General features: G+C 27.8%; 29 protein-coding genes and 2 pseudogenes. 9 read left to right on the forward strand and 22 right to left on the reverse strand.

Annotation, left to right across the window (positions count from 1 at the left end; genetic code table 11):
- Positions 1–5: 5 nt before the first annotated feature.
- Complete coding sequence (locus tag PYW35_RS07560; RefSeq protein ID WP_016911588.1) at positions 6–797, reverse strand: TIGR00282 family metallophosphoesterase; 792 nt, start codon at positions 795–797, stop codon at positions 6–8.
- Positions 798–958: 161 nt separating this feature from the next.
- Between PYW35_RS07560 and PYW35_RS07565 the strand changes: the two genes are divergently transcribed.
- Positions 959–1177: a hypothetical protein gene (locus PYW35_RS07565; protein WP_103322964.1), complete on the forward strand. Its 219-nt coding sequence runs from the start codon at positions 959–961 to the stop codon at positions 1175–1177.
- 64 nt (positions 1178–1241) lie between these two features.
- On the opposite strand, the gene PYW35_RS07570 is transcribed toward PYW35_RS07565, so the two are convergent.
- The 3 genes from PYW35_RS07570 to PYW35_RS07580 form a co-directional block, all read right to left on the reverse strand.
- On the reverse strand, positions 1242–3548 hold the full coding sequence (locus PYW35_RS07570) for a CDP-glycerol glycerophosphotransferase family protein (protein WP_103323407.1): 2307 nt from the start codon (positions 3546–3548) through the stop codon (positions 1242–1244).
- A gap of 216 nt (positions 3549–3764) precedes the next feature.
- A complete protein-coding gene (locus tag PYW35_RS07575) occupies positions 3765–4268 on the reverse strand; it encodes a Rossmann-fold NAD(P)-binding domain-containing protein (protein WP_103323601.1) in 504 nt (167 codons plus the stop codon).
- Positions 4269–4294: 26 nt separating this feature from the next.
- Positions 4295–4456, reverse strand: a complete 162-nt coding sequence (locus PYW35_RS07580) for a hypothetical protein (RefSeq protein ID WP_016911592.1) — start codon at positions 4454–4456, stop codon at positions 4295–4297.
- Positions 4457–4606: 150 nt separating this feature from the next.
- Here PYW35_RS07580 and PYW35_RS07585 point away from each other — a divergent pair, with 150 nt between their 5' ends.
- The 4 genes from PYW35_RS07585 to PYW35_RS07600 all read left to right on the forward strand — a co-directional run bounded on the left by PYW35_RS07585 (position 4607) and on the right by PYW35_RS07600 (position 6440).
- Positions 4607–4942 carry a magnetosome magnetite crystal formation protein family gene (locus PYW35_RS07585; protein ID WP_103323602.1) on the forward strand — a complete coding sequence of 112 codons (336 nt, stop codon included), beginning with the start codon at positions 4607–4609 and terminating at the stop codon, positions 4940–4942.
- Positions 4943–5075: 133 nt separating this feature from the next.
- The gene (locus tag PYW35_RS07590) at positions 5076–5405 is read left to right on the forward strand and encodes a hypothetical protein (protein WP_142381100.1); all 330 of its coding nucleotides are present in this window, start codon (positions 5076–5078) and stop codon (positions 5403–5405) included.
- Positions 5392–5802 carry a YolD-like family protein gene (locus PYW35_RS07595; RefSeq protein ID WP_103323604.1) on the forward strand — a complete coding sequence of 137 codons (411 nt, stop codon included), beginning with the start codon at positions 5392–5394 and terminating at the stop codon, positions 5800–5802. Before PYW35_RS07590 ends, PYW35_RS07595 begins: the two co-directional genes overlap by 14 nt.
- Positions 5803–5873: 71 nt before the next feature.
- Positions 5874–6440: a LysE family translocator gene (locus PYW35_RS07600; protein ID WP_103323605.1), complete on the forward strand. Its 567-nt coding sequence runs from the start codon at positions 5874–5876 to the stop codon at positions 6438–6440.
- 560 nt (positions 6441–7000) lie between these two features.
- Here PYW35_RS07600 and PYW35_RS07605 read toward each other — a convergent pair.
- Positions 7001–7213: a YozE family protein gene (locus tag PYW35_RS07605; protein ID WP_103323639.1), complete on the reverse strand. Its 213-nt coding sequence runs from the start codon at positions 7211–7213 to the stop codon at positions 7001–7003.
- 144 nt (positions 7214–7357) lie between these two features.
- On the opposite strand from PYW35_RS07605, the gene PYW35_RS07610 reads away from it, so the two are divergent.
- Positions 7358–7513 carry a hypothetical protein gene (locus PYW35_RS07610; protein ID WP_169925724.1) on the forward strand — a complete coding sequence of 52 codons (156 nt, stop codon included), beginning with the start codon at positions 7358–7360 and terminating at the stop codon, positions 7511–7513.
- Positions 7482–7778, forward strand: a pseudogene (locus tag PYW35_RS07615) (transposase); the annotation flags it as partial. The gene PYW35_RS07610 and the pseudogene PYW35_RS07615, both read left to right, overlap by 32 nt.
- A gap of 246 nt (positions 7779–8024) precedes the next feature.
- Here PYW35_RS07615 and PYW35_RS13275 read toward each other — a convergent pair.
- The 11 genes and pseudogenes from PYW35_RS13275 to PYW35_RS07670 all read right to left on the reverse strand — a co-directional run bounded on the left by PYW35_RS13275 (position 8025) and on the right by PYW35_RS07670 (position 15950).
- On the reverse strand, positions 8025–8804 hold the full coding sequence (locus PYW35_RS13275; RefSeq protein ID WP_338086594.1) for a SpaA isopeptide-forming pilin-related protein: 780 nt from the start codon (positions 8802–8804) through the stop codon (positions 8025–8027).
- A pseudogene (locus PYW35_RS13280) lies at positions 8781–9074 on the reverse strand (collagen binding domain-containing protein); the annotation flags it as partial. The gene PYW35_RS13275 and the pseudogene PYW35_RS13280, both read right to left, overlap by 24 nt.
- A 651-nt stretch (positions 9075–9725) precedes the next feature.
- Positions 9726–9956, reverse strand: a complete 231-nt coding sequence (locus PYW35_RS07630; protein ID WP_204107818.1) for a hypothetical protein — start codon at positions 9954–9956, stop codon at positions 9726–9728.
- A gap of 31 nt (positions 9957–9987) precedes the next feature.
- A complete protein-coding gene (locus PYW35_RS07635; RefSeq protein WP_204107819.1) occupies positions 9988–10593 on the reverse strand; it encodes a phospholipase A2 family protein in 606 nt (201 codons plus the stop codon).
- Between the two features lie 18 nt (positions 10594–10611).
- The gene (locus PYW35_RS07640; RefSeq protein ID WP_204107820.1) at positions 10612–10881 is read right to left on the reverse strand and encodes a hypothetical protein; all 270 of its coding nucleotides are present in this window, start codon (positions 10879–10881) and stop codon (positions 10612–10614) included.
- A gap of 142 nt (positions 10882–11023) precedes the next feature.
- Complete coding sequence (locus tag PYW35_RS07645; RefSeq protein WP_204107821.1) at positions 11024–11467, reverse strand: selenium binding protein; 444 nt, start codon at positions 11465–11467, stop codon at positions 11024–11026.
- A 153-nt stretch (positions 11468–11620) separates the two neighbouring features.
- Positions 11621–12661 (reverse strand): YdcF family protein, encoded by a 1041-nt coding sequence (locus PYW35_RS07650; protein ID WP_338086583.1) that lies wholly within the window; start codon positions 12659–12661, stop codon positions 11621–11623.
- A gap of 249 nt (positions 12662–12910) precedes the next feature.
- Entirely contained in the window at positions 12911–13144 is a 234-nt protein-coding gene (locus tag PYW35_RS07655; RefSeq protein ID WP_103323580.1) for a hypothetical protein, read from the reverse strand.
- 21 nt (positions 13145–13165) lie between these two features.
- Positions 13166–13813 (reverse strand): hypothetical protein, encoded by a 648-nt coding sequence (locus PYW35_RS07660; RefSeq protein WP_103323581.1) that lies wholly within the window; start codon positions 13811–13813, stop codon positions 13166–13168.
- A gap of 101 nt (positions 13814–13914) precedes the next feature.
- Positions 13915–15159, reverse strand: coding sequence for a Fic family protein (locus PYW35_RS07665; protein WP_204107823.1), 1245 nt, complete (start codon positions 15157–15159; stop codon positions 13915–13917).
- Between the two features lie 263 nt (positions 15160–15422).
- A complete protein-coding gene (locus tag PYW35_RS07670; protein WP_103323564.1) occupies positions 15423–15950 on the reverse strand; it encodes a Panacea domain-containing protein in 528 nt (175 codons plus the stop codon).
- Between the two features lie 334 nt (positions 15951–16284).
- Here PYW35_RS07670 and PYW35_RS07675 point away from each other — a divergent pair, with 334 nt between their 5' ends.
- Positions 16285–18012 carry an IS1182 family transposase gene (locus PYW35_RS07675; RefSeq protein ID WP_204107824.1) on the forward strand — a complete coding sequence of 576 codons (1728 nt, stop codon included), beginning with the start codon at positions 16285–16287 and terminating at the stop codon, positions 18010–18012.
- A gap of 591 nt (positions 18013–18603) precedes the next feature.
- Here the strand turns inward: PYW35_RS07675 and PYW35_RS07680 are convergent.
- From PYW35_RS07680 to PYW35_RS07695, 4 genes are all read right to left on the reverse strand, one after another.
- On the reverse strand, positions 18604–18738 hold the full coding sequence (locus PYW35_RS07680; RefSeq protein ID WP_267910609.1) for a hypothetical protein: 135 nt from the start codon (positions 18736–18738) through the stop codon (positions 18604–18606).
- A 96-nt stretch (positions 18739–18834) separates the two neighbouring features.
- Positions 18835–19044, reverse strand: a complete 210-nt coding sequence (locus tag PYW35_RS07685) for a hypothetical protein (protein ID WP_239102408.1) — start codon at positions 19042–19044, stop codon at positions 18835–18837.
- Between the two features lie 335 nt (positions 19045–19379).
- Positions 19380–20075 carry a hypothetical protein gene (locus tag PYW35_RS07690; RefSeq protein WP_204107825.1) on the reverse strand — a complete coding sequence of 232 codons (696 nt, stop codon included), beginning with the start codon at positions 20073–20075 and terminating at the stop codon, positions 19380–19382.
- A gap of 15 nt (positions 20076–20090) precedes the next feature.
- On the reverse strand, positions 20091–20303 hold the full coding sequence (locus PYW35_RS07695) for a hypothetical protein (protein WP_204107826.1): 213 nt from the start codon (positions 20301–20303) through the stop codon (positions 20091–20093).
- A gap of 243 nt (positions 20304–20546) precedes the next feature.
- Between PYW35_RS07695 and PYW35_RS07700 the strand changes: the two genes are divergently transcribed.
- Positions 20547–20984, forward strand: a complete 438-nt coding sequence (locus tag PYW35_RS07700; protein ID WP_103323626.1) for a GNAT family N-acetyltransferase — start codon at positions 20547–20549, stop codon at positions 20982–20984.
- 748 nt (positions 20985–21732) lie between these two features.
- Here the strand turns inward: PYW35_RS07700 and PYW35_RS07705 are convergent.
- Together PYW35_RS07705 and PYW35_RS07710 are read right to left on the reverse strand one after the other, a co-directional pair.
- On the reverse strand, positions 21733–22338 hold the full coding sequence (locus tag PYW35_RS07705) for a hypothetical protein (RefSeq protein ID WP_204107827.1): 606 nt from the start codon (positions 22336–22338) through the stop codon (positions 21733–21735).
- Positions 22328–22876 (reverse strand): hypothetical protein, encoded by a 549-nt coding sequence (locus tag PYW35_RS07710; RefSeq protein WP_103323625.1) that lies wholly within the window; start codon positions 22874–22876, stop codon positions 22328–22330. The genes PYW35_RS07705 and PYW35_RS07710 overlap by 11 nt, the downstream gene beginning before the upstream one ends.
- Positions 22877–22970: the final 94 nt, after the last annotated feature.

Below are 22970 nucleotides of genomic sequence, written 5' to 3' on the forward strand. Positions count from 1 at the left end.
CGATACTATTCAAATGGATGATCATCATTAATTAAAATTCTTTGAATCTTTTTAGCTTTACCTTCTCCATTAAGGTCGATAATAACACCTGAGAGTACTTTTCTACCTTCATCTGGTAAATTATGACGTTGTGGCAAACTTGTTATAAATCGTTCTATAACTTCATCCTTTTTAATACCTAGAATACCATCATAGTATCCTGTCATGCCTACGTCCGTGATATATGCTGTACCTCCATTTAACACACGCTCATCTGAAGTTTGAATATGTGTATGCGTGCCAACCATAGCACTCACTCTACCATTCAAATACCATCCCATTGCATTCTTTTCTGAAGTTGTTTCAGCGTGAAAGTCTACAAATATATATGGTGTTACTTTTGATGCTTGTTCGATTAATTCGTCTGCCTTTTTAAATGGACAGTCTATTGCAGGCATGAAAGAACGCCCTTGTAAATTGATAATCGCAATATCTTTATCGTTAACTTTAATAATTCTCATGCCTACTCCAGGCGCTTCTTCAGGAAAATTAGCTGGTCGTACCATTCTATTAGCTTGACCGATAAAATCATAAATTTCTCTTTGACCATATGTATGGTTTCCCATTGTCAAAAAGTCAGCACCCATACGTAATATTTCTTTATATAATTTCTCAGTTAATCCTTTACCGTGAGCTGCATTTTCCGCATTCACAATAGTTAAAGTCGGTTTATAACTTGCTTTAATTTTTGGTAAATATGTTTCTAACTGTTCTCTTCCTAATTTTCCAACAATATCACCTATAAATAAAATTCTCAATATTGACATCCTCTCTATACACTCTATATTCTAATTCAAAATAAAAATTTTTAAAAGAGATGATTATTATTTTTTTATTGGGGTATTAATAAAAATGAGCATTATATAGACAGTTTTGTTTAATTAACGTTACAAAAAATTATAGGAGTGTTTATTTAAACATGGGAATTGAAATTGAACCCGAAAAATTTGCAGAATTAGTGGTTAAAGCAAATCCGTCCGTACATGAAAATGCAGAAGATATCGCGAAAGACAGCTTGGAGCTATACGTAACAGCATTTAAACTTGCTGAAAAATATGGCAATTGTGCTATTAACTCACAAGAAACATCCAACATCTTAAAAGAAGCTTTAGAATTAGAATTGAACTTAACAAGTTAATTAATTATAAAACATTAATCCAAAACAACATCTCTACAAAATTTTGTAGAGATGTTGTTTTGGATTATTTCATGATAAAGTTCACGATATTTTCTGTTGTGCCAATCTTGTCTGCTTCTAATAACCTTGTCGTAATATTTTGATAATCAAGTGCTTTCTTTTCTAGTAATTGCCTTGCTAAAATTCTTTCATCATTACTTGCGATTTCAATGTTCACAAGTTCAAATATATCAAAATAAAAGCCGATTTGTTGTGAATAATCTTCCGTATCTTCTTGTAATAAAAATATCGGTTTATTCAAATGTGCAAAATCAAAAATTGTTGAAGAATAATCTGTAATCATAGCTTCTGAAATCAAATATAATTCTTGTATATCCACAAGTTCATTGTAAAAGCAGTGAACACGGTCACTTAACTCACTATAGGTCATTCTTAAATGTGATTCATTAGGATGCAATTTCACGATAATTTCATATTCTTCTGGCAACTGTTCAAGTAAAATAATCAAATTAATTTTCGATAAAATTTCTCTATTCCCTTTTCGCCATGTTGGACAGAATAGAATAAATTTCTTATTTTTACTTTTAGTAAAGAAGTATTTAGAACGAATGTGCTCACTTTCTTCTTCACTACTTTGTAATAAATATTCATTTCTAGGCGCACCAAGTTGTAGTATCTTTAAATTTTCTTCATCCTTAATACCAAATGATGATTCTAGTAACATTGTGTTTATTGCTGAAGAAGTTAGTAAATAATCCCAATTTTTCATTCTTGGTTTAAAAGCTTGAACTTGTTCATTTCTTTCAACTTCATCTTCTAAATCATTCAACATTCTCTTCAGTGGGAAACCGTGCCATGTTTGTACAAATATTTGGTCTTTATGTTTAAACACTTTATCTAAAGTATTACCATTTACGATTACATATTTACACGCTCTAAATGTTTGATTATAAATTTCACTGCCAAACCTTACAGGAATGAGCTTATAGTTTCTAATTTCCATATCCACTAAAGCATTTCGAGAACTCACGTACACTTCTTTTTCAGGAAAATGTTCCTTAATATAAATAGCTAAATACTTTGGATCTCCACTGAAATTGTTGCCATGAAATGATTCAATAAACACTTTTTGATCTGAAGGTGTTATTTGATCATATAATTGTTTCAGTTTATTCGTTTTCCTTTTTTCATATTTCTTTTTAGCAAATTTAAACACTTTTTCATTATTCAAAAATGCTCTTAACACAGGCTTCGTTTTATACTGCTCATACAAATCTCTACCATGTTCAAGTTTAGTTCTTTTATTTGTATTTGTTTTATTAACAATTTGATCAGCTGACCCTTTTTTAATACCATCCATACATGCATTTGCGGATTCAATGAAGTCAGATGCATAGTCTCTATCTATAAAAGTAGCTTTCATTAATGCTACATCTTCAGCTCTTTGCTCTTTTGTATACTTATCATCAATAAAAGTAATCAGACGTTCACAATCAGCTTGAATATCTTTTTCTAAAAAATCAACTGCATGATAATCTTGATAAATCTTTTTAAGAACACCATCTTCACCAGCGAATATAAACGCTTTATTTCCTTCAGCAATTGATTCTAATATAGAATAGCCTAATGTTTCATATGGTGAAGAAGAAACATAAACATAGTTTTTCGGTTCTCTTTCATTTATATGTACATGCTCTTCCAAATGATAATAATCAATTAAATTTTTATACAATATTTCAGACGGACCATACCCCTTTATATAGAGTTGAATATCATCATGACCATTCATATTCACAATTTGATTCATCAACTTTATAACATATGATATATCTTTAATATTGTCTTCAAAACGCGCTTTAATTAATAAATTCCTTTTTGTTACACTAGGTTCACTATTCACATGAATATGCGCTGCATCAACATATTGATTAAAGACATTTGTGACTTCAAAACGTTTCATAAAATCATTTTTAACATCCGTTGTACTTACTCTATAGGCATCTATAGCATCAAACGCTAAATCTTGTCCATCATATATGTAAGCTAACGGCGCGTGAATCTCGCCAACAATCTTAATTCGATGATCTATTGATTTAATTTCTCTCGCTATATACAAGAAAGTTTCTCTCGTCAAGATCACTAAATCAGTATCACCAAAACATTTAGCATCTTCAAATGGTTCAAAATTCAACTTCTTATCAAATAACTGTTCATTAATCATCGTATTAAACTTCGCAGTTTTATCAAACGATTTAAAATTATAATACGTCACCTCATGATTCGACTTAATAAACGATTTAATTAAATTAATATTGCTTCTTGATGTTCCACCTTTAGCAAAAAGATTGAACCCTAAAATTTTAACCTTCATTCAATCTAACCCCTTTGTTTTCGATTGTAATTGGCAATTTAAATTATCCTTTATATTAACATTAATCAAATATTTTATCCATAAATAACAAATTTTTGAAAAAGAATTGTTTTTAAAATATATTTTATTTAAAACAGTAAAAAAGATAACCTGATTTAGATTATCTTTTTTATATGCTCAATATTAAATTCATTTACTTTAATAAACATTTATCGTTTACTCACTTACCAACACATCTTCCCCTAATTGTATAGCCTGTATGACACCATCTGATATTTCATCATGAGTCAGCCATCTTTTACCACCTTGATGATCCAATCGAAAACCTAATTGCACAATCAGAACTTTAAAACCTTTATTCTGTAACCACTTTATAAACGCTGAGTCATCATGCCTATTTGAACCAACAATATGTATATAAACAGGTGTACAGTTGTCATCAATCGTCATTTCACTTTCAATAAAGCTTTGATGATTAATGTAGCCATTACTATGTACCCAGTTCACCATAATTTTTACATCTTTAATATATTCATAATCGATTTTATTATCAGTTTCATAATCATATTCAACAAACTTCACGTTATGAAAGTTAAGCAATTCAGAAGAATATCTATCCTTATTCCTTGAAAGCAACCAAATATCATCATCAAAATTATCCTTAATCCATTCCGTAGCCCTTGCTAACATTCCAGATCCACCAACAATTACAATGCTCATATTTAAATTCCACCTACTCTACATCATTATTCTTTCACAGGTATTAAATCAATTAATATATTCACTATATAACTTAGGAACCCTATTATAATAGCTACCATCAAATCTTGAACGATAAAATAATAAACGAGCATTCCAATTAGATTACTTACAAATAGATTCATAATTATAGATTTTAAAGTCAACATTTATCATTGCTCCTTCTATATCAATATACCATTTAATCTTTAACAATTTGTTGTTTCAATATTAATATCTATTAAATATTCGCATAACATTATTGTCACATCACTATTTTTCACTTTATTTTATGTTACGCTTTCTTCGAGGTGATTAAAATGAATGAAAATTTAACGCAATCCGAAAAGATATTATCAAGTCTATGTTATTTCAGTGTCTTTTTCGCACCATTTTTACTTCCGATAATTGTATGGATAGTTGCAGATAAACCTGTTTCAACACACGCGAAAAGCTCTCTTTTATATCATGTTTATCCTTATATATTAGGCGTGCTAAGTGTTTTACTGTTAGCTTATGCAAATGGTAGTTTTGAAAGTCATTTAAATAATGGATTAATGATCACATTAAATATCATTGCGATATTTATAGCACTACTTGCTTTTTATTACGTTATTTATAATTTGTACGCAGGTATTAAAGTATTGCTTAAATAACAATTAAACATTGTTTTTAAACGCCTTCTATGAGGCGTTTTTTTTATTTATCGTTTTATATTTTCAACTTAACACTTTACAAAAGCGAACACTTGTTCGTATAATAAAGATAATAATTCTACGAGAGGTGTTAATGATGAATAAATATATTAACTTGATGATTAATAAATTCGAATCTTATATTTACATGTTAGATACTGTAGAGCCAACTAATGACACCGCAAAATTCCTTAACGATAAAGTTATTTACAAAGAGATACACAAAGTTAAAAGCTATCTTAAATCTTTTGATGATCGGACAGAAAAATTCATTTTATATACAGATTACTTAGACTTGTTGTCTATCATATATAATGACGTACACACATCAACTACAAAAAGAAATACGATGATTGTGGCATTAAACAACGCCATTCACGACTTAAATAAAATGAATCAGGAGCTTGCATATGAAAGTCGTTAACCCTACTATGCCCGAACCATATAAGTATGAAACGGATTATCGTAAGATTCCTAAGGAGTATTTGAATACTAATATCCCACAAGGTCGTAAGATGATTAAATGGCAACCGTTCGCAACTATGCCACAACAGTATGAAACGATTAGACAGTATAAAGAAAACCAAAACAAAGTTGATAAACCTATATTCGATGAATTAGCGTTACGTGATTTAAACGATGTGTTAGCACAAAAATTATTTTATGATCCACAAGCACTTATTAAATATTGGGAAAATGGTTATTACAAAACGATTGAGTGTGAGATTAATAAGTTCGATAGTGAGCGTAATAAGTTAGAATTGATTAAAGATGGCGAGAACGTGAGATTGAATATGGATTGTATTGTGGATATAGAGTAAAATTCACTCTGTCTATTATGTTTGAGTTATTTTATAATATTAAGGTAAGAAAAAAAGAAAAGGAGAATCAAATGTTATCTTTTTTAATTTATATTTTTGTCACCTCTATAACACCAGGTCCAAGTAACATATTTATTTTAAACGCTTCTAAAAATTATGGCATTAAAGGATCCAAGAATTTCATTGCTGGTGTTTTAACTGGTTTTTTATTTTTAGCAGTCATTTCTCTTGTCACACTTCAGTTATTAAAAAATATACTACCACAAATTGAAATATATTTAGAAATATTTGGTTTTGTATATCTCATTTATTTAGCCTATAAAATTTACAAATCCAAAAATAATACAACAAACAAGACATATAGCTCTTTTAAAAGTGGTTTCTTTATTCAAATACTGAATATCAAAACTTTATTGTTCTTCATATCCCTTATAGGGGCATTCATTTTAGCTATAGCTAATAATCAAATAACAACTATTTTCTACATGATTTTAACGGTTCTAGTAGGTTGGTTATGTCTACTTACTTGGGGGATTTTAGGGTCAGTATTCAAAAACTTCTTAGACAAATACGATAAACCTGTGTCAATAATTATGTCTTTATTACTAGTTTATTCAGCAATTAGTATATTAATGTAAATTAATTTATTGAATTAAAACATATAAAGTGTTTTTCTAATTAAATTATAGAATAAAAAATAACCCACCAATTAAGGTGGGTTTAGTTTTTAAAAGAATAACGCTACTAAGATAGTGACTACTAATGAAAGTAAACTTAAACTTGCTGCCACACTAATACCTATCCAAAAACGCTTCGAAGTAACTTTTTTATGGTTTATTTCATTTTTTTATTCAGATACTGCATTTTTTATGTCTTTAGATATTACTTCTTTTGTTAAAGCTATTTTTACATCGATACCATCAAAAATATACATTATACCCCTTTTTAGTCTAATTAAATTAATATTACACTAAAATTTAATTAGGCAAAAGATAGAACATAGATACGAACATAAAACAACCCCATCACACAAAGTGACAGGGCAAGTAATGGAGTGTTTAATACGTAAAAATGTATCAAGATCTATAAAACATGGGTATCTTGACATTAACTTATTACCCACTACATTTTATTCATAAACATTAAAATACCCTACCTAATAAATTAAGTAGGGATAAGAATTCAAAAAGGTGATAACTTAGGAGGTAGCTAATTGGTCATATATATATAAAGAAAGTTTATAATATTCCAAATATCTATCTTCTAGGTTAAGACTGCGAAAGTATAACAATAATTTTTCTTCTGAATCTTCATCTTTTGGAAAATAAGCATCTTGAATAACCAATCTAGCTAACTCTCCTAAAGGTGTATCATCATCTGAATAATTTTGTATAAATTCGTAGTAGCTCAATTCTCCACCTCTTTTTTTTGAGCTAGCTATTATAATATACTTAAAAGAAAAAAATTTCAACATAAAAATAAACATACCTAGTTTCTGATATGCTCCCTGTTAAGTAAACACTTAAATAGTGAAAACTTATCAGGGAGTTTTATTATGACTAGAAATATTAAAGTAGATATCAATACCTTATTAGAAGCTTTTGAATTATATGAACAAGGCTATAGCTTCTTAAACGTTATTAAAATGTTGTTATTGAATACAAACCATAGATTATTAAGTGAAAAATACCAAGGGTATTATATTTCATAGTGATAGAGGTTTTCAATATACTTCTAGAAGATTCAAAGCAAAATTAAGAGATTATAACATGATTCAAAGTATGTCGCGTGTAGGTTGTTGTATTGATAATGGTCCAATGGAATCAGTATGGGGAATGATGAAAAGTGAAATCTATAAAGGAAAAAAGAATTTTTCTTTTATAAATTATGAACAAGCAGTGATTGAAATAACAAAATACATTCGTTTCTATAATACTAATCGAATTACACTAAAAATGGCCGAATCTATAGCTTAGCTATGAATTCGACCAAAAAGACATTTTTATTATTTAGTTGTCTACTTGACAGGGTACAGTTCAGAATCAACTCCCAAAGTGAATTTTCAACTATATTATAAAATATATTGTTAATATTTAGTGTTTTTTAGCGCTGACTCCTGCGGGAAAGCATGCGCATAAAAAATTGTCGGCAAAGTTATAAAACTTTGCCAACATTCTAAACCATCCATCCATATTAAATGAGTAATTTAATCAACATATATATTATTGTTGCTTTCTTCTAAAGAACACTAAAGCAATTCCGAATGTTAATAATAACAATATAGAAGCTGTAGTTACTATTGGGTGATTTTGAATTGCTTCACCCGTATTAGGTAAAATTCCACCTTTATCACCACTATCTTTGGATTTTTCATTATCTTTTTGTTGTGATTTTTCAGGTGTTCCTGTACTATTTTCTACTTTTCCAGATTGATTATTTCTAACTTGATCTTTGGATTCTATAATATTTTTATTTTCATGATCTTTATTCATTTTTTCTTCAGTTGACTTTCCTGTGTTTGATTCACCTTTATTGGATTCAACCTTTGGCTCTTCTGTTGTTGGTTCCTCAGGCTTTGCCTCTTTAATATTAACGACGTTCAGATTAATTCCCTTATCATTTTCAAAATCTAAAACCACTTGTTTTGGGAAGTTTGTTTCATCAATTTTGTACCCATTAGGAATTTTAGTTTCTTTAAGTGTATGTGTTCCACCTTTAATATTATCAAAAACAAGTGATCCGCTTGAATCAGTAGTACCTTTACCAACTACTTCTCCATCTAAATTAACTAATTCAAATTCTGCACCTTCAAGTGGTTTAGAATTTCCATTTTCATCATTTCCTACTTTATTAATAACTACTTTACCACTATATTTTGCTAAATCTCCCTCTGCCTTACCACCAGAATTAATATTCTGAACAATTGCATTAGAATTTTCAGTTACTTGTTTTTCATTCTTATCTATATAACTGGCTGATGATTGATTTTCAAATGACTTCAGTGAATTATCAGTGATTTTAGTAGAATAATATACCATCAATTCATTATAACTCGGCGTGTTGAATCTCACATTTATATTATTACCATTTACAGTAACATTTCCCAATCCAGCATTTTCAAATTCTTCAACAGAATAAAATCTTGGTTGTGCTTCGTTTTTTTGTTTTACAGATAACTGCAAGCTATCTTTATTTAATTCCATACCACTTCCAAGTGTATCTGATATTAATGCGGGATCATTTCCTCTAAAATAATCTTGCTTATTATTAAATCTTAATGCCCATTATATATTACCAACGTCATCAGGTAGTATTTGACCTGATTTATAAAATATTTCATCAGACTCTATACCTGAAGCTGAACCGTTATTTACAGTAATTGATTTAGTTATATTTGTATTTCCAAAATTTAAATTTACATTATGCGTGCCTTCTTCTGATTTATTAATTTCTGCTTCAAAGAAGAATTCTCCTCTAATATTATCTAATTTTTCTACATTATCATTTGAGTAAAAAGTAATAAAAAACTTAGTAAAACTGAAATCTTTTTCATATTAGTCTCCTAAAAATGTATATTTTTTACTATTATACCATTTAACTTGAAAAGAACTATATTTTTTAGTAAATTATTCAAAAAATTAATTATTTTTATTAATAAGTTTAAATACCACATAAACTAAGCTGGATTTAAAATTAATAGATTAATATGAAGTGATTTCTGTTTCATTTTTGGTCCATTTAAATTTTTTTAAGAATTAATAAAGTGTTCAGTTTAAACCTCAATTATTGTCTTGTTTAAAAAAATATAATTTAATAACTGGTTCACATGCGTTACAGTTTGCTCAGAAGTAATGTAAAGTATGGATTGTATTGTGGATATATAATAAAAAAGACCATTAATAAAAACTAATAGTCTTTTTTACTTATTCAAATTCCATTGGATCAGGAATATTTACTTCAACTTTTTTAGTTGCTGTATCAATAGAAATCCCTGTATCATAATTTGTACTAGTAATTGAAATACTATTACCAATTATTTCAAACGATATAGATATTTCACCGTCTTGATTGAGAATAAGCACTTTATTATCACTAGTAAAAAAATCATAATTCCCTTTATAATTTACTTCAATTTCAAAACCTTTAAAAGTCATGTTTTTTCTCCTTTACATTATTTAAGATAGGTTAGCTTTTCTTATAAAGTTTTTTAACAGCTATACAAGAAGTGGCCTTAACACCAAAAACATAAGCAGCTCCTTTTGCTTTAGCTCTGTATTTTGTACTATACTTTTTATTTTTAGCAATACTTAAAGCCGATACAACAAATGGATAATCACATTTACATTTACCCCATCCATATTTCGCGTAACAATTATCATGTTTCTTACAAGCAGCATCTAATCTATCTTTTGGTTTACCACCTAAATTTCCTTTTCCACAATATCTTCCATGATACATAGGAAAAGCTTTAGGTGTATAATCACTTTCTCTAGCAAAATTATTATAACTTAAAGCTATTTCTTTAACTAATAGTTTTTCATCTTCATTTAAATTATCTTGAGCCATTAGCTCACTGTTAGCGTATTTATCTCCAAAGCTATTTTGAATAATATACTTTTCATATTTATTCATATCATTTATATCATCTATTTCTTCTTTATAAAGATTTTGATCTTTGAGTATATCATCATTACTTACGTCTGTTTCTTCAGCACGTATACTTTCAAAAGTAAATGAAACAGAGATTAAAATTGCTAAAGTAATAATCACTATTTTATTAAGTTTTTTCATATGTATTCTCCTTATCAATTAAATTACAAAAAATAAAAGAAATATTATAAAAGGTATTAAAAACAAAATGTTTGCGATATTTACCACAAACCATATTAAACCTGTATATCTAACTTTTTCTATTTTTGAGAAAACAAATATTAGTGATATCACACCTGCTATTACAGAAGTGATTCCAAAAAATATTAAGAGATCTGCAAAGTCATTTTTATTTAGGTAAATATAAAATATACCAACTATAAATAATAGATAGTTAATTAAATTTACTGTATAAATTGTTTTAATCATTATTGTAGAAACCTCCTTTTTTACATTATATACCAATTATCCAAAATATGTATATATAAATAATTTTTTTACATAAAAAAAGCCCACCAATTAAGGTGGATTTAGTGACAGTATAAATACAGATATTTAACCAAGGATTTTATTAATAACCTCTATATTCATGCAACTTTATACTTAGTGATTCATTAAATTTTATAAAATTTAATATGAACTCTTTATCAATTACTTTTTGTGTCTGGTCATTATATTTTGTGCAAAGAATCTGTTTGTTTTCATCTAAATAATCATATTGTATACTACTGGTGATTTGGTAACTGTGTACAATTCTATTTCTAATATAAATGATATGCTCAAATAATCTTGCTATGTCCTTGTTTGAATTAGCACTAATTGTTTCCTTAATAGGTTTATTAAGGCTACCAGACGTACTGTCAATTAAGTTATACCAATTGTATTCATCATATAAATCACTTGATAAAATATTCTCGATTATGAATGAATTATTTGAATTAAAAACACAAATTGCAGTACCGATTAATTCTCTATACTCTTTACTTGGAATCGCTTGTCTAGTAATATTATTCACGAATTTAGGCACCTTCTTTCTTAGTTTATTCAAACATGTATTACATTCATTTTTACACAAAAAAACGCCCTACCTAGTTTCCGCTAAGTAGGGTGTTTGACAATAATTGGATTATTATTTTCGGATATCAATATATCCTTTGTGATTATAACATTATCCTTTTATTAAATAATAAATAAATGTCATTGTAGCTAACCCTAAAATACATATATGCGTCTTTTTGAACATAGCAATACATGCTATAAATTCTCTAATGAATGCATTTGGATAAAAATAATAAGCTGTGTGGCTTCCTAGAACAGATGCTTTCATACCTAATTTTTTGGATAAAAAAGCTGCTCTTAAAACATGGAAATTATTAGAAACAATTGTAATATGAGGATTCCTAGTATGTTCGTTTGCCACTTTTTCTTTTGAAAACAATAAGTTTTCATATGTTGTTGTTGATTGATTTTCAAATATAATTTCACTTTCGTTTATACCCTTGTCTATTAAGTAGTTACCCATCGCTTCTGATTCACTAATCAGTTCATCATTACCTTGCCCTCCACTAACTATTAATTTCGATTGTGAAAATTTATTTTTTAATTCAATTCCTTTATTTAAACGTGATTTTAACAATGGAGGTACCTGATCACCAATTAATCCTGAACCAAGTATCAATATATAATCTGGCTTTTTATAGCGTGATAATAGACTTAAAATTAAAGAATAGAGTATTTGAGAGACCAATATAATATTAAAATACCAAAATATAAAGTTGAAATATATAGATATTATTCCATGCTTGTAGTGATATAAAAAATAGGGCTGATAATTAATTAGCCAAAATTCAAAAATTAAAAATATTCCATACATTAAAATCAGCATATTAGTTAAACGTCTTCCTTCATTTGCTATGATTTTACTTGCATTAAATAATGCCGCTATGAACATAGATATCAATAATATAGGTAACAAAAACGTTAAACTAAGTAAATAAAATAAATTCACTTGAGAATCACTATTAAATATAGGTAAAAAATAATCAAATATATTGATGGTTCCTATTATGATTATTAAAGAGAGTATGTATATATTCGTGTATAATCTTGGTTCAATTATAACAATTAAAACAAATATCATAATTAATAAAAATACTGAAATAATTTTAAACCACCCCTTTTTTAAATAAATTATACTATAAGTTAACATTAACTAATTTATATGTTACATCAAATATCACCCTTTTAAAATGAGTTTTTTAAATATTAGCTATAGTTATTTTCAAATTTAGATGAATGAAAATAAAAAAACAACCACCAATTAAGGTGTCTTTAACAATTTAAAAATATGGATTGTATTGTGGAGATAGAATAATAGTAAAATTAATACACCCCACTTTTATGAGGTGTATTAATTTTTCATTAGTAAGAATCCTTTAATTCTGAAGAGTATATAAAATCACAATATATAAGAAAGAGCATTAATTATGGCTACAATCACAAATAACAATGAAATTACCTTGTTCTCTTTGAAAAATAAGAATGCAATTATGATATAGAATACAAATAATAAAGCCCCTACAGTGAAATCGGTTATACTAATAAATCCTACAAATGAAAAAATAACAGTTAATAGTAATAATACTGCAATTATAGTTAAGATGATTTCATATAATTTCCAAGATTTTTTCATAATTTATATCCTACTTTCTTATTAAAATCTTTGAACTTTGGTTACCTTATAAACCGAACCTAAACTTGGTGTTTGGTAAGGATTCTTTCTTACTAATTTTTTAACAGCAGTACCACTCAATTTAACACCTTTTACATTTTTTAATCCAATGATACCTGATACAGTACCTACAATGCCACCCGCTAAAGATACTACTCTTGCTTGAGGAAAAGCAGAACCTACAATCGTGATTATACCTCCAGCTGTAGTTCCTACAGCTTGTATTTTACTTTTAGATATTTTCTTAGACCATTTCTTTTTTCCATATATTTTTCCATATTGGGGTGCATTTATTTTTTTTGCTCTAAAGACACTGTTAACTTGTGTCTTATAGTTATCTATGTATTCCGCTGGATTTAAACCTAATTTTATCATTTCATCGGCAGTCAACTTGCTAGGATCTATTGCTACTTCACCTTGAGTATTTATAAATTCTTCATATGAATCAGCTTCTATAATTTCTTGAGCATTCTCTTCTGCTTTAGCTTGGAATGCTTCAATATTCACCACAGAAAAAATTAAAGATAAAACAATTAAAGATATTAAATATTTTTGATATTTCATTTGAAATACCTCAGAAAAAATTAAAGATAAAACAATTAAAGATATTAAATATTTTTGATATTTCATTTGAAATACCTCTTTTTTTACATTATATACCAATTATCCAAAATATGTATATATAAATAATTTTTTGCATAAAAATAACCCACCAATTAAGGTGGGTTTAGTTAGTTTTCATCGTCATCAATCGGCTCAGAAATTAATTCATACATAAATTTATCTGTCACTTCATAAACTACAGGTTTACTCTTTAATTTAATTAATTTTTCATTATGTTCACGAATAACATCATTTATTTTCCCTCTAGAGTAGCCTGTAATATCTTCAACTTCTTTTAAACTAAGTCTTGAATACTTGCTACCAAAAACTTTATCTTGTAATAAGATATATAGTATTTTAGATTCATATTTATCCATGTTTTTAGCATTCAATGTATATTTTAGTTTGTTTATAGTGTTAACATTTTCTTCAAATGTATCTATTATATTTTCTTGTCCTTCAATTAACAAACTTAACATTTCATCTATGAATATTGTAAGTTCACCTTTATTAAAATAATTAGACGTTTCTTCAAAAGCTCTATAATATTTCGATTTATTATTATTGACTGAATACGAAAAAGATAGAGCTGTATATGGATCTAACATATCATTTAGCATTCTCGCTATTAAATATCTTCCAATTCTGCCATTTCCATCGTAAAACGGGTGTAGATACTCAAACATATAGTGACTAGCCATAATTTTAATAAGTTCAGATGAATCAAAGTTTTTAGTGAAATCTATATACTTTGTTAGAAATTCAAAAATTTCAGTTTCACTATATTCGTTTCTATGTACCCACTTATTATTTGAATTATCAAAAACCCCTATACTCCCATTTCTAAACATCATACCATCTGGTTGTGCATCTTTTTTGATTTCATCCGAAACTATTTCGTCGTAAATATTTCTAATATCAGAAACAGTATTCAACTCAAACTTACCGTAGTGTATCATTAAATATTGAGTAACCAAACCACTAAATCTCTTGTTTTTATTACTTTTATTATTCAACGCTTCAGCTATCTCTTTTTTAGTACTTCTAATATTTTCTGTCTCATTTGTACTTTGTAGTTCGTTTATTAATAATTTTTTGATATAAGCATTTGTTGCTATATCCGGTTGATTTGCTGATAAATGTTTAATTCTAGAAGAATTCAATAATATTCTTTCATGCTTTTTCACAATGTTTTTATTCATTGAAAAAAACAAGGGATATTTAACATTAAGTAACTGTTTTCCGTCTTGAATTGGATTAATATATATGTTTGTTACATAACTAGAAAAATGTCTTTTTCTCATTTCATATTCGGATTCCATATTTCCTTTCCCAAACATATGAAAAAGCTTTTTTAGTGATTTATACTCCATTTATATCCCTCCTATTCAACATATATCGCTAATATGTTTAATACATAAGATTATTATATACTTATTCTTACAAGTATCAAAGCGTTAGTTTTATTTTTCATAAAAATAACCCTCTAACCATTACGGTTAAAGGGTTTTGAATTTGAAAGCAACTATTTAGCGTATTCTTTTCGTATTTTTATACTTCATGATACTTATTAAAAGATCAGTTTTTACTATATAAGTTCGTATTAGTAATTTTACCGATATATTCTTGGGGGTACTTACACACTTACAAAATGCCCCTCATCAATATCTTCAAAATCATCTAAATACATATCATATTGAAAATCATAAATTCTAGAATTTTTCGCATCTTCTATAATATCTTCAATCAATATTTTTCTTTGACCCTTTTCATTTTCATGAAGATTCACTCTACTCTTTTTCCAGGATGTCTCTTCATGAGACTTATTTCTCAACGCCCAAGTTGCGTATTTTCCATATTGATATATTGTATTCTCTATTATATATTCTTCAGTTACAGATATATTTTTTTTATAACTTGAATCCTCTACAAAAAAGTCAAAAATTCCACGTAATGAAGGGAGTACAGGACCGTGAACCCAACCTTCAAATTCTTCGTCAATAATAGTTTCTCCGGTTAAAGTCAAGGATGTTTTTTGTATATAATACATTAATTTATGAACTCTCATTTCATCGCCAACTAGACTATTACCTGTAATTTCTTGATATTTACTGATTAGATTTTGAACAATAATAAAAGTTTTGCTTGGTTTTATATCAGTCATAAAAACCACTCCTTTGTTTAAAATATATACCGTTAATTGTAATTTGTAAACACAAAAATTGAGGTTGGGACATAAATGTCCTAACCTCAAATAAAGAGAGCTAATCCATAATTTTCGGATTAGCTCTCTTTCCTTTATTTATAAAATCTACGATTTTGTTCGTGCATGCTTGCCTGGGGGTATGGCTCGAGCCTGTAGTCTCTCACGCATACTATTCCCCCGGGCGTCAGCACTTTACAAAATCGTGACAAAATATCCATTCTTATTCAAAAAAATAAAGCACTTTCGTATAATTTAATTAATCACAACAAAAACTAAATTAACGAGGTGCTCTATGTATAAAAATTATAACATGTCTCAATTAACTCTACCACTAGATATTGAAGTCTTAATTCCAGAAAATGATATTGCTCATTTTGTAAATCAAATCGTAGAAACGATACCTAATGAAGAATTCTACGAATTTACTCACGTTCGTGGTGCATCCTCATATCACCCTAAATTAATGTTAAAGATTATACTTTATTCATATACACAATCTGTTTTTTCTGGAAGAAGAATTGAAAGTCTTCTTAAAGACAGTGTTCGTATGATGTGGTTGTCACAGAATCAAACACCTTCTTATCGAACGATAAATCGTTTCAGAGTTAATCCTATAATTGATCGATTATTACAATCTCTATTTATAAATTTTAGAACACAACTCATAGAACAAAACCTTATTGATGAGGAAAGTATTTATATAGACGGTACTAAGATTGAAGCAAATGCCAATAAATACACTTTTGTTTGGAGAAAAAACACAGAAAGATTTAATAAAAAAGTAGTTGAACAATCGAGAGAAATCTATCGTGAAGCCATTGTAAATGAAGTAATACCTGAGTTAAAAGATGAGACCCAAGATATTACACTTGAAACACTTTACGAATTCAAAAACAGATTAGAAGAAAAAATCGAAGATTTAAACAATGATATTAGCAACTCTAAAGATGTAGCAGAACGAAAAATGATGCGTTCAGAAAGAACGGAAATAAAAAAGACTAAAAAATTGTTAAGTGAAAATATCAATAGGCAAATAAAGTATAAAAAACAATTGGATATATTAGGTGAAAGAAATAGCTATTCTAAAACAGATCATGATGCAACTTTTATGAGAATGAAAGATGACCACATGATGAACGGACAATTAAAACCAGGATACAATTTACAAATCGCAACAAATTCACAATTCGTTTTATCTTATGACATATTTCCTAATCCAACTGATACTAGAACACTTACACCATTTTTAAATAATATTAGAAATAACTATTTTAATCTACCAAACTATATTGTCGCAGATGCTGGCTACGGCAGTGAGGAAAATTATAAAACGATTCTAGATGAATTTAACAGAACACCATTGATAACTTATAGTATGTACTTAAAAGAACAAACCAAGAAATATAATGAAAACATATATAACACACAAAATTGGAAGTATGATGAACTTAGAGATGAAATCATATGTCCAAGCAATCGCAGATTGCCATTCAAACGATACACTTATCGAATCGATAAGTATAAATATAAACGAGATTTCAAGTTATATGAAAGTGATAATTGTAATAACTGCGAACTATTTGATTTATGTAGAAAAAATGCATACCAGAGTACAAATAAAAAGATAATGAAAAACAATGTGTGGGAATACTTTAAACATATGACACAAAAGTTGCTTTCAAAACCTGAAACTGAAAAAATCTACAAACAAAGAAAGATTGATGTAGAGCCAGTTTTTGGATATTTGAAGGCTATTTTGGGTTTCACTCGAGTTTCTCTTAGAGGGAAAACAAAAGTGAAACGTGAATTAGGGATTGCCTTAATGGCAACAAACATAAGAAAAATGGTAGCTCTTAGAGCTACCAAAATTAAAAACTATAGTAAAAAGAGCGTAAATTCTTATTTTTTAAAGAATATACGCTCTTTTAAGTTAATCTGGGATGTTAATGTCCCAGCCTCATATATATACAATAAACTTCTAATAATAGATCAAAGTTTTTACATCTTTATCATCTACTAAATGGGTTAGATGATATAATAATACTTGAGTAAAAGAGCCTTACATTTTTTTGTGGCACCTCTCGAGCCTTGAATTGGTAAGGAAAAGAGGTGGTAGCATGGATATTAATATTAACATCAATTTTGATTTTACTCTTGTAGTACCATGGTCAATTACTATGACAGTCACAATTGTACTTACAGTGTACCGTGCTATTAAAGAAAAACAAAAAAAATAAGCCAACTATATTAGTGGTATAGTTAGCTTGACCTAATAAGGTTCGTTTGGTAATCACAATCACGCTGTGAGCCTTTACTCAATAGTCATCAGTTCAGCTTAAGAATCTGATGGCTATTTTTATTATATCTAAATATTAACACATTATGTGCTTGATTATCAATATTAACCTAACTTGATAAATAAACATAATACAATCACGTTTCCGCTAAGAAGGCATTTAATCAATCGCCCCTTTTGGACATTAAAGCACCTTAAAAAGACAGAACGCTAGTTCAAATAATAGTGCTATAAATTATACGTGAGGAGCGATTTAAACAGTATCAAGACAAAAAACTCGTTTCAAAATCCAACCCAAAACCACATAAATACTTCTTATTTTCTTTCAATTCCATAAAGTAAAATAGATAAAGCGATAATTAAAAGCATTGGCTGGATAAAGCTAAATAATAATAAAGCAACAATCGAAGTTACCCAAAAAGAATCTAAATAATATTTACCAAAATTCAAAAAAATTTCTCCTTTTTTATTGACGTTGAGTAAGCTAATTATTCACCTTTATAAATTATATCATAAAAAAACCACCAATTAAGGTGGGTTTATATCTTAAGTAAAGATTTGAATTAATATTCCTATAATACTAATAACTGCTGGTACGGTAATACCTACCCAGAATTTTATTGACGGAATTTTTCTATCTTTAATTTCATCTTTCAAATCAGAAACTGCTTCTTTAATTTGATGTTGAACATTTTCAAACCTTGTATCTAAATGCGCTTTGTGTTCATTAAATTCTGGTCTTGTAATATAATCCATACACATATTACCTACCTCCACTTCTTGAAAACCTAAAGTACCTGTATTTTTATTTCTTGTATATCTTCTAGAATAATCTTTACCGTATTTTTGATATTTAGGATGTAATTAAATATATATTACACTAAGATAAGATTGTATAAAAGATAGAACACGAAAGTGAACATAAAAAAACCCTACCTAGTTTTCCGCTAAGTAGGGTTCTTTGATGTCTATGAAATTTGAGTTAAGTAATTATGCAATCGAGCAAATTAATCATTGTTATGGATTAAATAGTGGAAATAGAATAAAAAAAGCCCCTCCAAAAAGCTTGGACTCATTACATGTAAGAATTATTACCCTACATATTCACGTACTTTAGATATTGTCTTTACATGCTTTGTATAATTATGATATTTATAATAAACATAATTAGTTTTTACAGACCTTCTATGTTTACCTCGCGGTTTAGAATACACTTTTTCTATCCAGAATGCTTGTTTTGCTTTAGTAGATACATAATAAGTTGCTACACCAACCATAACACTAACTGCAACTCCGGCAAATGAAGCTAATATTGAAGCCGCTAAAGATACTCTATTGGTCCTCAAATTGGTAGAGTTTTTTCTTTGATAATTAAACTTGTAACCTGATGATTTAGTTTGTATGTAATTTATATTATTCGAATTAGAAGTACTAGTTTGCTGAACATTTATACTATCTTCACTTTTTTGAGGAGAAACTACATCTTCAGAGTCCTTTGAAATAGTTTCTGTTTCACCAGTTTTTTTATTGATTACTTTAACATTATTATCATCAATTTTATATACTTCAAATTCGACTTTATTATCTTTATTTTTTGTAATTATTTTATTATTAAATTGAACGGCTTTTTCACCATTATTAAATTCTACAGTGTTGCCATTAACTGACTTTACATCTAGTTCGCTTTTTTGGTTTGGGGTTATATTTGCTTCAGAATATATTGGATCTGTAGCAGTAATCAACATAGTCGCAGCTATAGAACAAGTAAAGTATTTATAGTATTTCATAAATTACACGCTCCTTTATTTATCATTTTCTCTATCAAAAATATCTTTCTTAATAAAAAAGTCAAAAAGAATAATTATTATTAATACACCTAAAGGCAAGAGAACATAATGGGTACTTCCATTAGCATAATTAATACGTTGATCATAGTTACTTAAAATAAAATACATTATAATACTGTATATAATTGCAACTAGGATACCAGTTTTATTTCTTTTTCTTTTCTTCATACCACACTCCCCTTTCATCCTATATTCTAAAAATTATTAATACTAAAAATATCATAAGCTAAAATACAATATTTGTATATATATTCCATAATATTGAAATAACCAAAAATAATAAAGAGTTTAATTCATCTGTTATAGTGAAAAATTATAGAGAATGCTGAAAAAGTTAATTTGAGTATGGATTGTATTGTCTAGATAGAGTAAGTTAAACTATGGGTAACAATTGAATAAAGGGGGATAATTATGAAGTTTAGAAATATTCATGCTGAAGATTATAATAATTGTGCTAAAAATTTAGTTTTAGCATATGCAGGTCCACCTTGGCATAATAAATGGACTGAACAAGAAGCGTTACTTAGAATTGAAGCAACAATGAGTGGCTTTAATTCAAGAGGATATGTTATCGAAAATGAAGGTGAAATAATAGCGATGTGTATAGGTCGTATTGACTATTATTTTAGTAACTTTAATCAATTTTGTATTGATGAATTTAATGTTATACCTAATCAACAAGGATTGGGAATCGGAAAAAAATTAATGAACTTTGTTAAAGGTGAGATAAAACGAGAAAATGTAAATAAAATTTTTCTTATTACTGGTGGAGAATCAGCATCGAAATTCTATTCTAATAATAAGTTTGAAATAACGAATGATGGCTTTATGATGGAACTTGAGTTGTAATAAATATGAGTTTTTTATTGTCTTTGAGTTTAAATTTTACTTCTATGTATATAAATAAAAACATCCCACTCAATAAATAAGTAGGGTCGTTTCATATTGTGTTTAATATGTCTTTCTATATAATATCTATTAAACTCAAAAATATATATGAATGTTAAATCTACAGAAAAAATGAAATCGAACTAATTATTGCCACAAACACAAACATTAACAAAAACACTTTATTCTCTTTATAAAAGAGAAATGCAATCATAATATAAAATGTAAATAAGAATACACCGATAATATTATTAGTCAAACTAATAACTCCTATAAAGGAACAAATAACAGATGATATTAATAAAATAGCAATAATAATTAATATAACTTCATGAATTTTCCAATCCTTTTTCATAATTTAAATCCTACTTTCTTTACAAATATCTTTGAGCATTTTCAAATGTAACTACTTTTGTTCGAATGAGTCAAAGTTTATCACAGAAATAATTGAAGATAAAACTATTAAAGATATTAAATATTTTTGATAGTTCATTATTTCCACTAAAACAAAAAAATAACCCTCTAACCATTACGGTTAAAGGGTTTTGAATTTGAAAGGAACTATTTTGCGTATTCTGTTAACGTTTCTTTATACTTCATAATACTTATTAAATGACGAGTTTCTACTATTTGGTTAATATTTCACATAAAAAACCCCATCACACAAAGTGACAGGGCAAGTAATGAAATAATTTAATAAATCAGTCTTTTATAATATTACATTATGTTTCTTTTCATAAGCTTTCATCTTTTCATAACTTTCTTCCTCTTTATCTAGAGTAACATGTAACTCATATATTTTATTCGTATGTTCATCTATGGAGAGATAAGTCTTTACATCAATCCCTGCAAAAACTTTTTTATAGATATCAATGATTTCCTTATCTGCATCTGTTACAGGTACATTCAGTATCTCAGAGTAAGGGTAATAAGGTTCGCTATTGAAATAATCATTTACTAAATCATGTAATACTCTATTACAATAGCTTGATTGATTACTTTGGAATTCAATAAAATGTTCTTCTGGATCAAATAATAAATCATATATCTTTTTATGTTTTAAAGCCTGATACAATTCATTTAAGCAATGATTTGTATCATTACTTATGCTCTCGACTCGTTCTTCTGCTTTTTCTTTTTTAACACCAAAAAAAGTGGTATGTTTTCCATTCAAATGTACATTATTAAAATAGTTTTGAAGCTCTTCTTTAAAATCGCCATATAAATCAGAACCGAAATTCACTTCATAATCATATAAATGAAAAAACATACAGTACCAATCTATATAAAATTCAAGATATCGTTTATTTTCCAAGTGTAAGCCCCCCTGCAGAACTTGTCACATTTCCTGCACCAGCTGTCGTAACGTATTGTACATTAGCTCGGAAGCCAAAGTATTTTTTCTTTCCTGTATGACTTACAGGTATTGTAATTCCCATTGATTTACCACTACCTTTAATTTTGGTTTTAGTCCACTTTTTACCTCCACCAGTTACTCTAGCATTTGCACTTTTAAAATTTTTTCTAAATGATGTTAAATGTAAAACTACTTTACCTTTAGTACTAGAGACTTTTTTAGATGCTCCTACCATAGATACTACGTTTACTCCACCTTTTGCTCTTGTTGAAATTTCGTTACTAGCAGTACTTTCATTCTCTACATAATCTGTCTTGTAAAATAAATCATTCTCATCAAAACCATTTTCCATAAAGAATTGTTGGCTTTCTATAGGTAACTCATCTAAACCTAACTCTTCTACTTGCTCTGTGGCTTCAACTTCATTATTTATTACACCAAAAATGCTGAATAATAAAATAAATGAAACACTAATCAAAATTAACTTTCGTAACATAAAAATCACCTCTGTATAAATTTGAAAATGTTTATAATTTTAATTTATGTATATTATGTTAACCTTATTCTTTAATTATTATATACATAATATA

It is taken from the genome of Mammaliicoccus vitulinus (genome assembly GCF_029024305.1).
GTDB classification, from domain to species: domain Bacteria; phylum Bacillota; class Bacilli; order Staphylococcales; family Staphylococcaceae; genus Mammaliicoccus; species Mammaliicoccus vitulinus.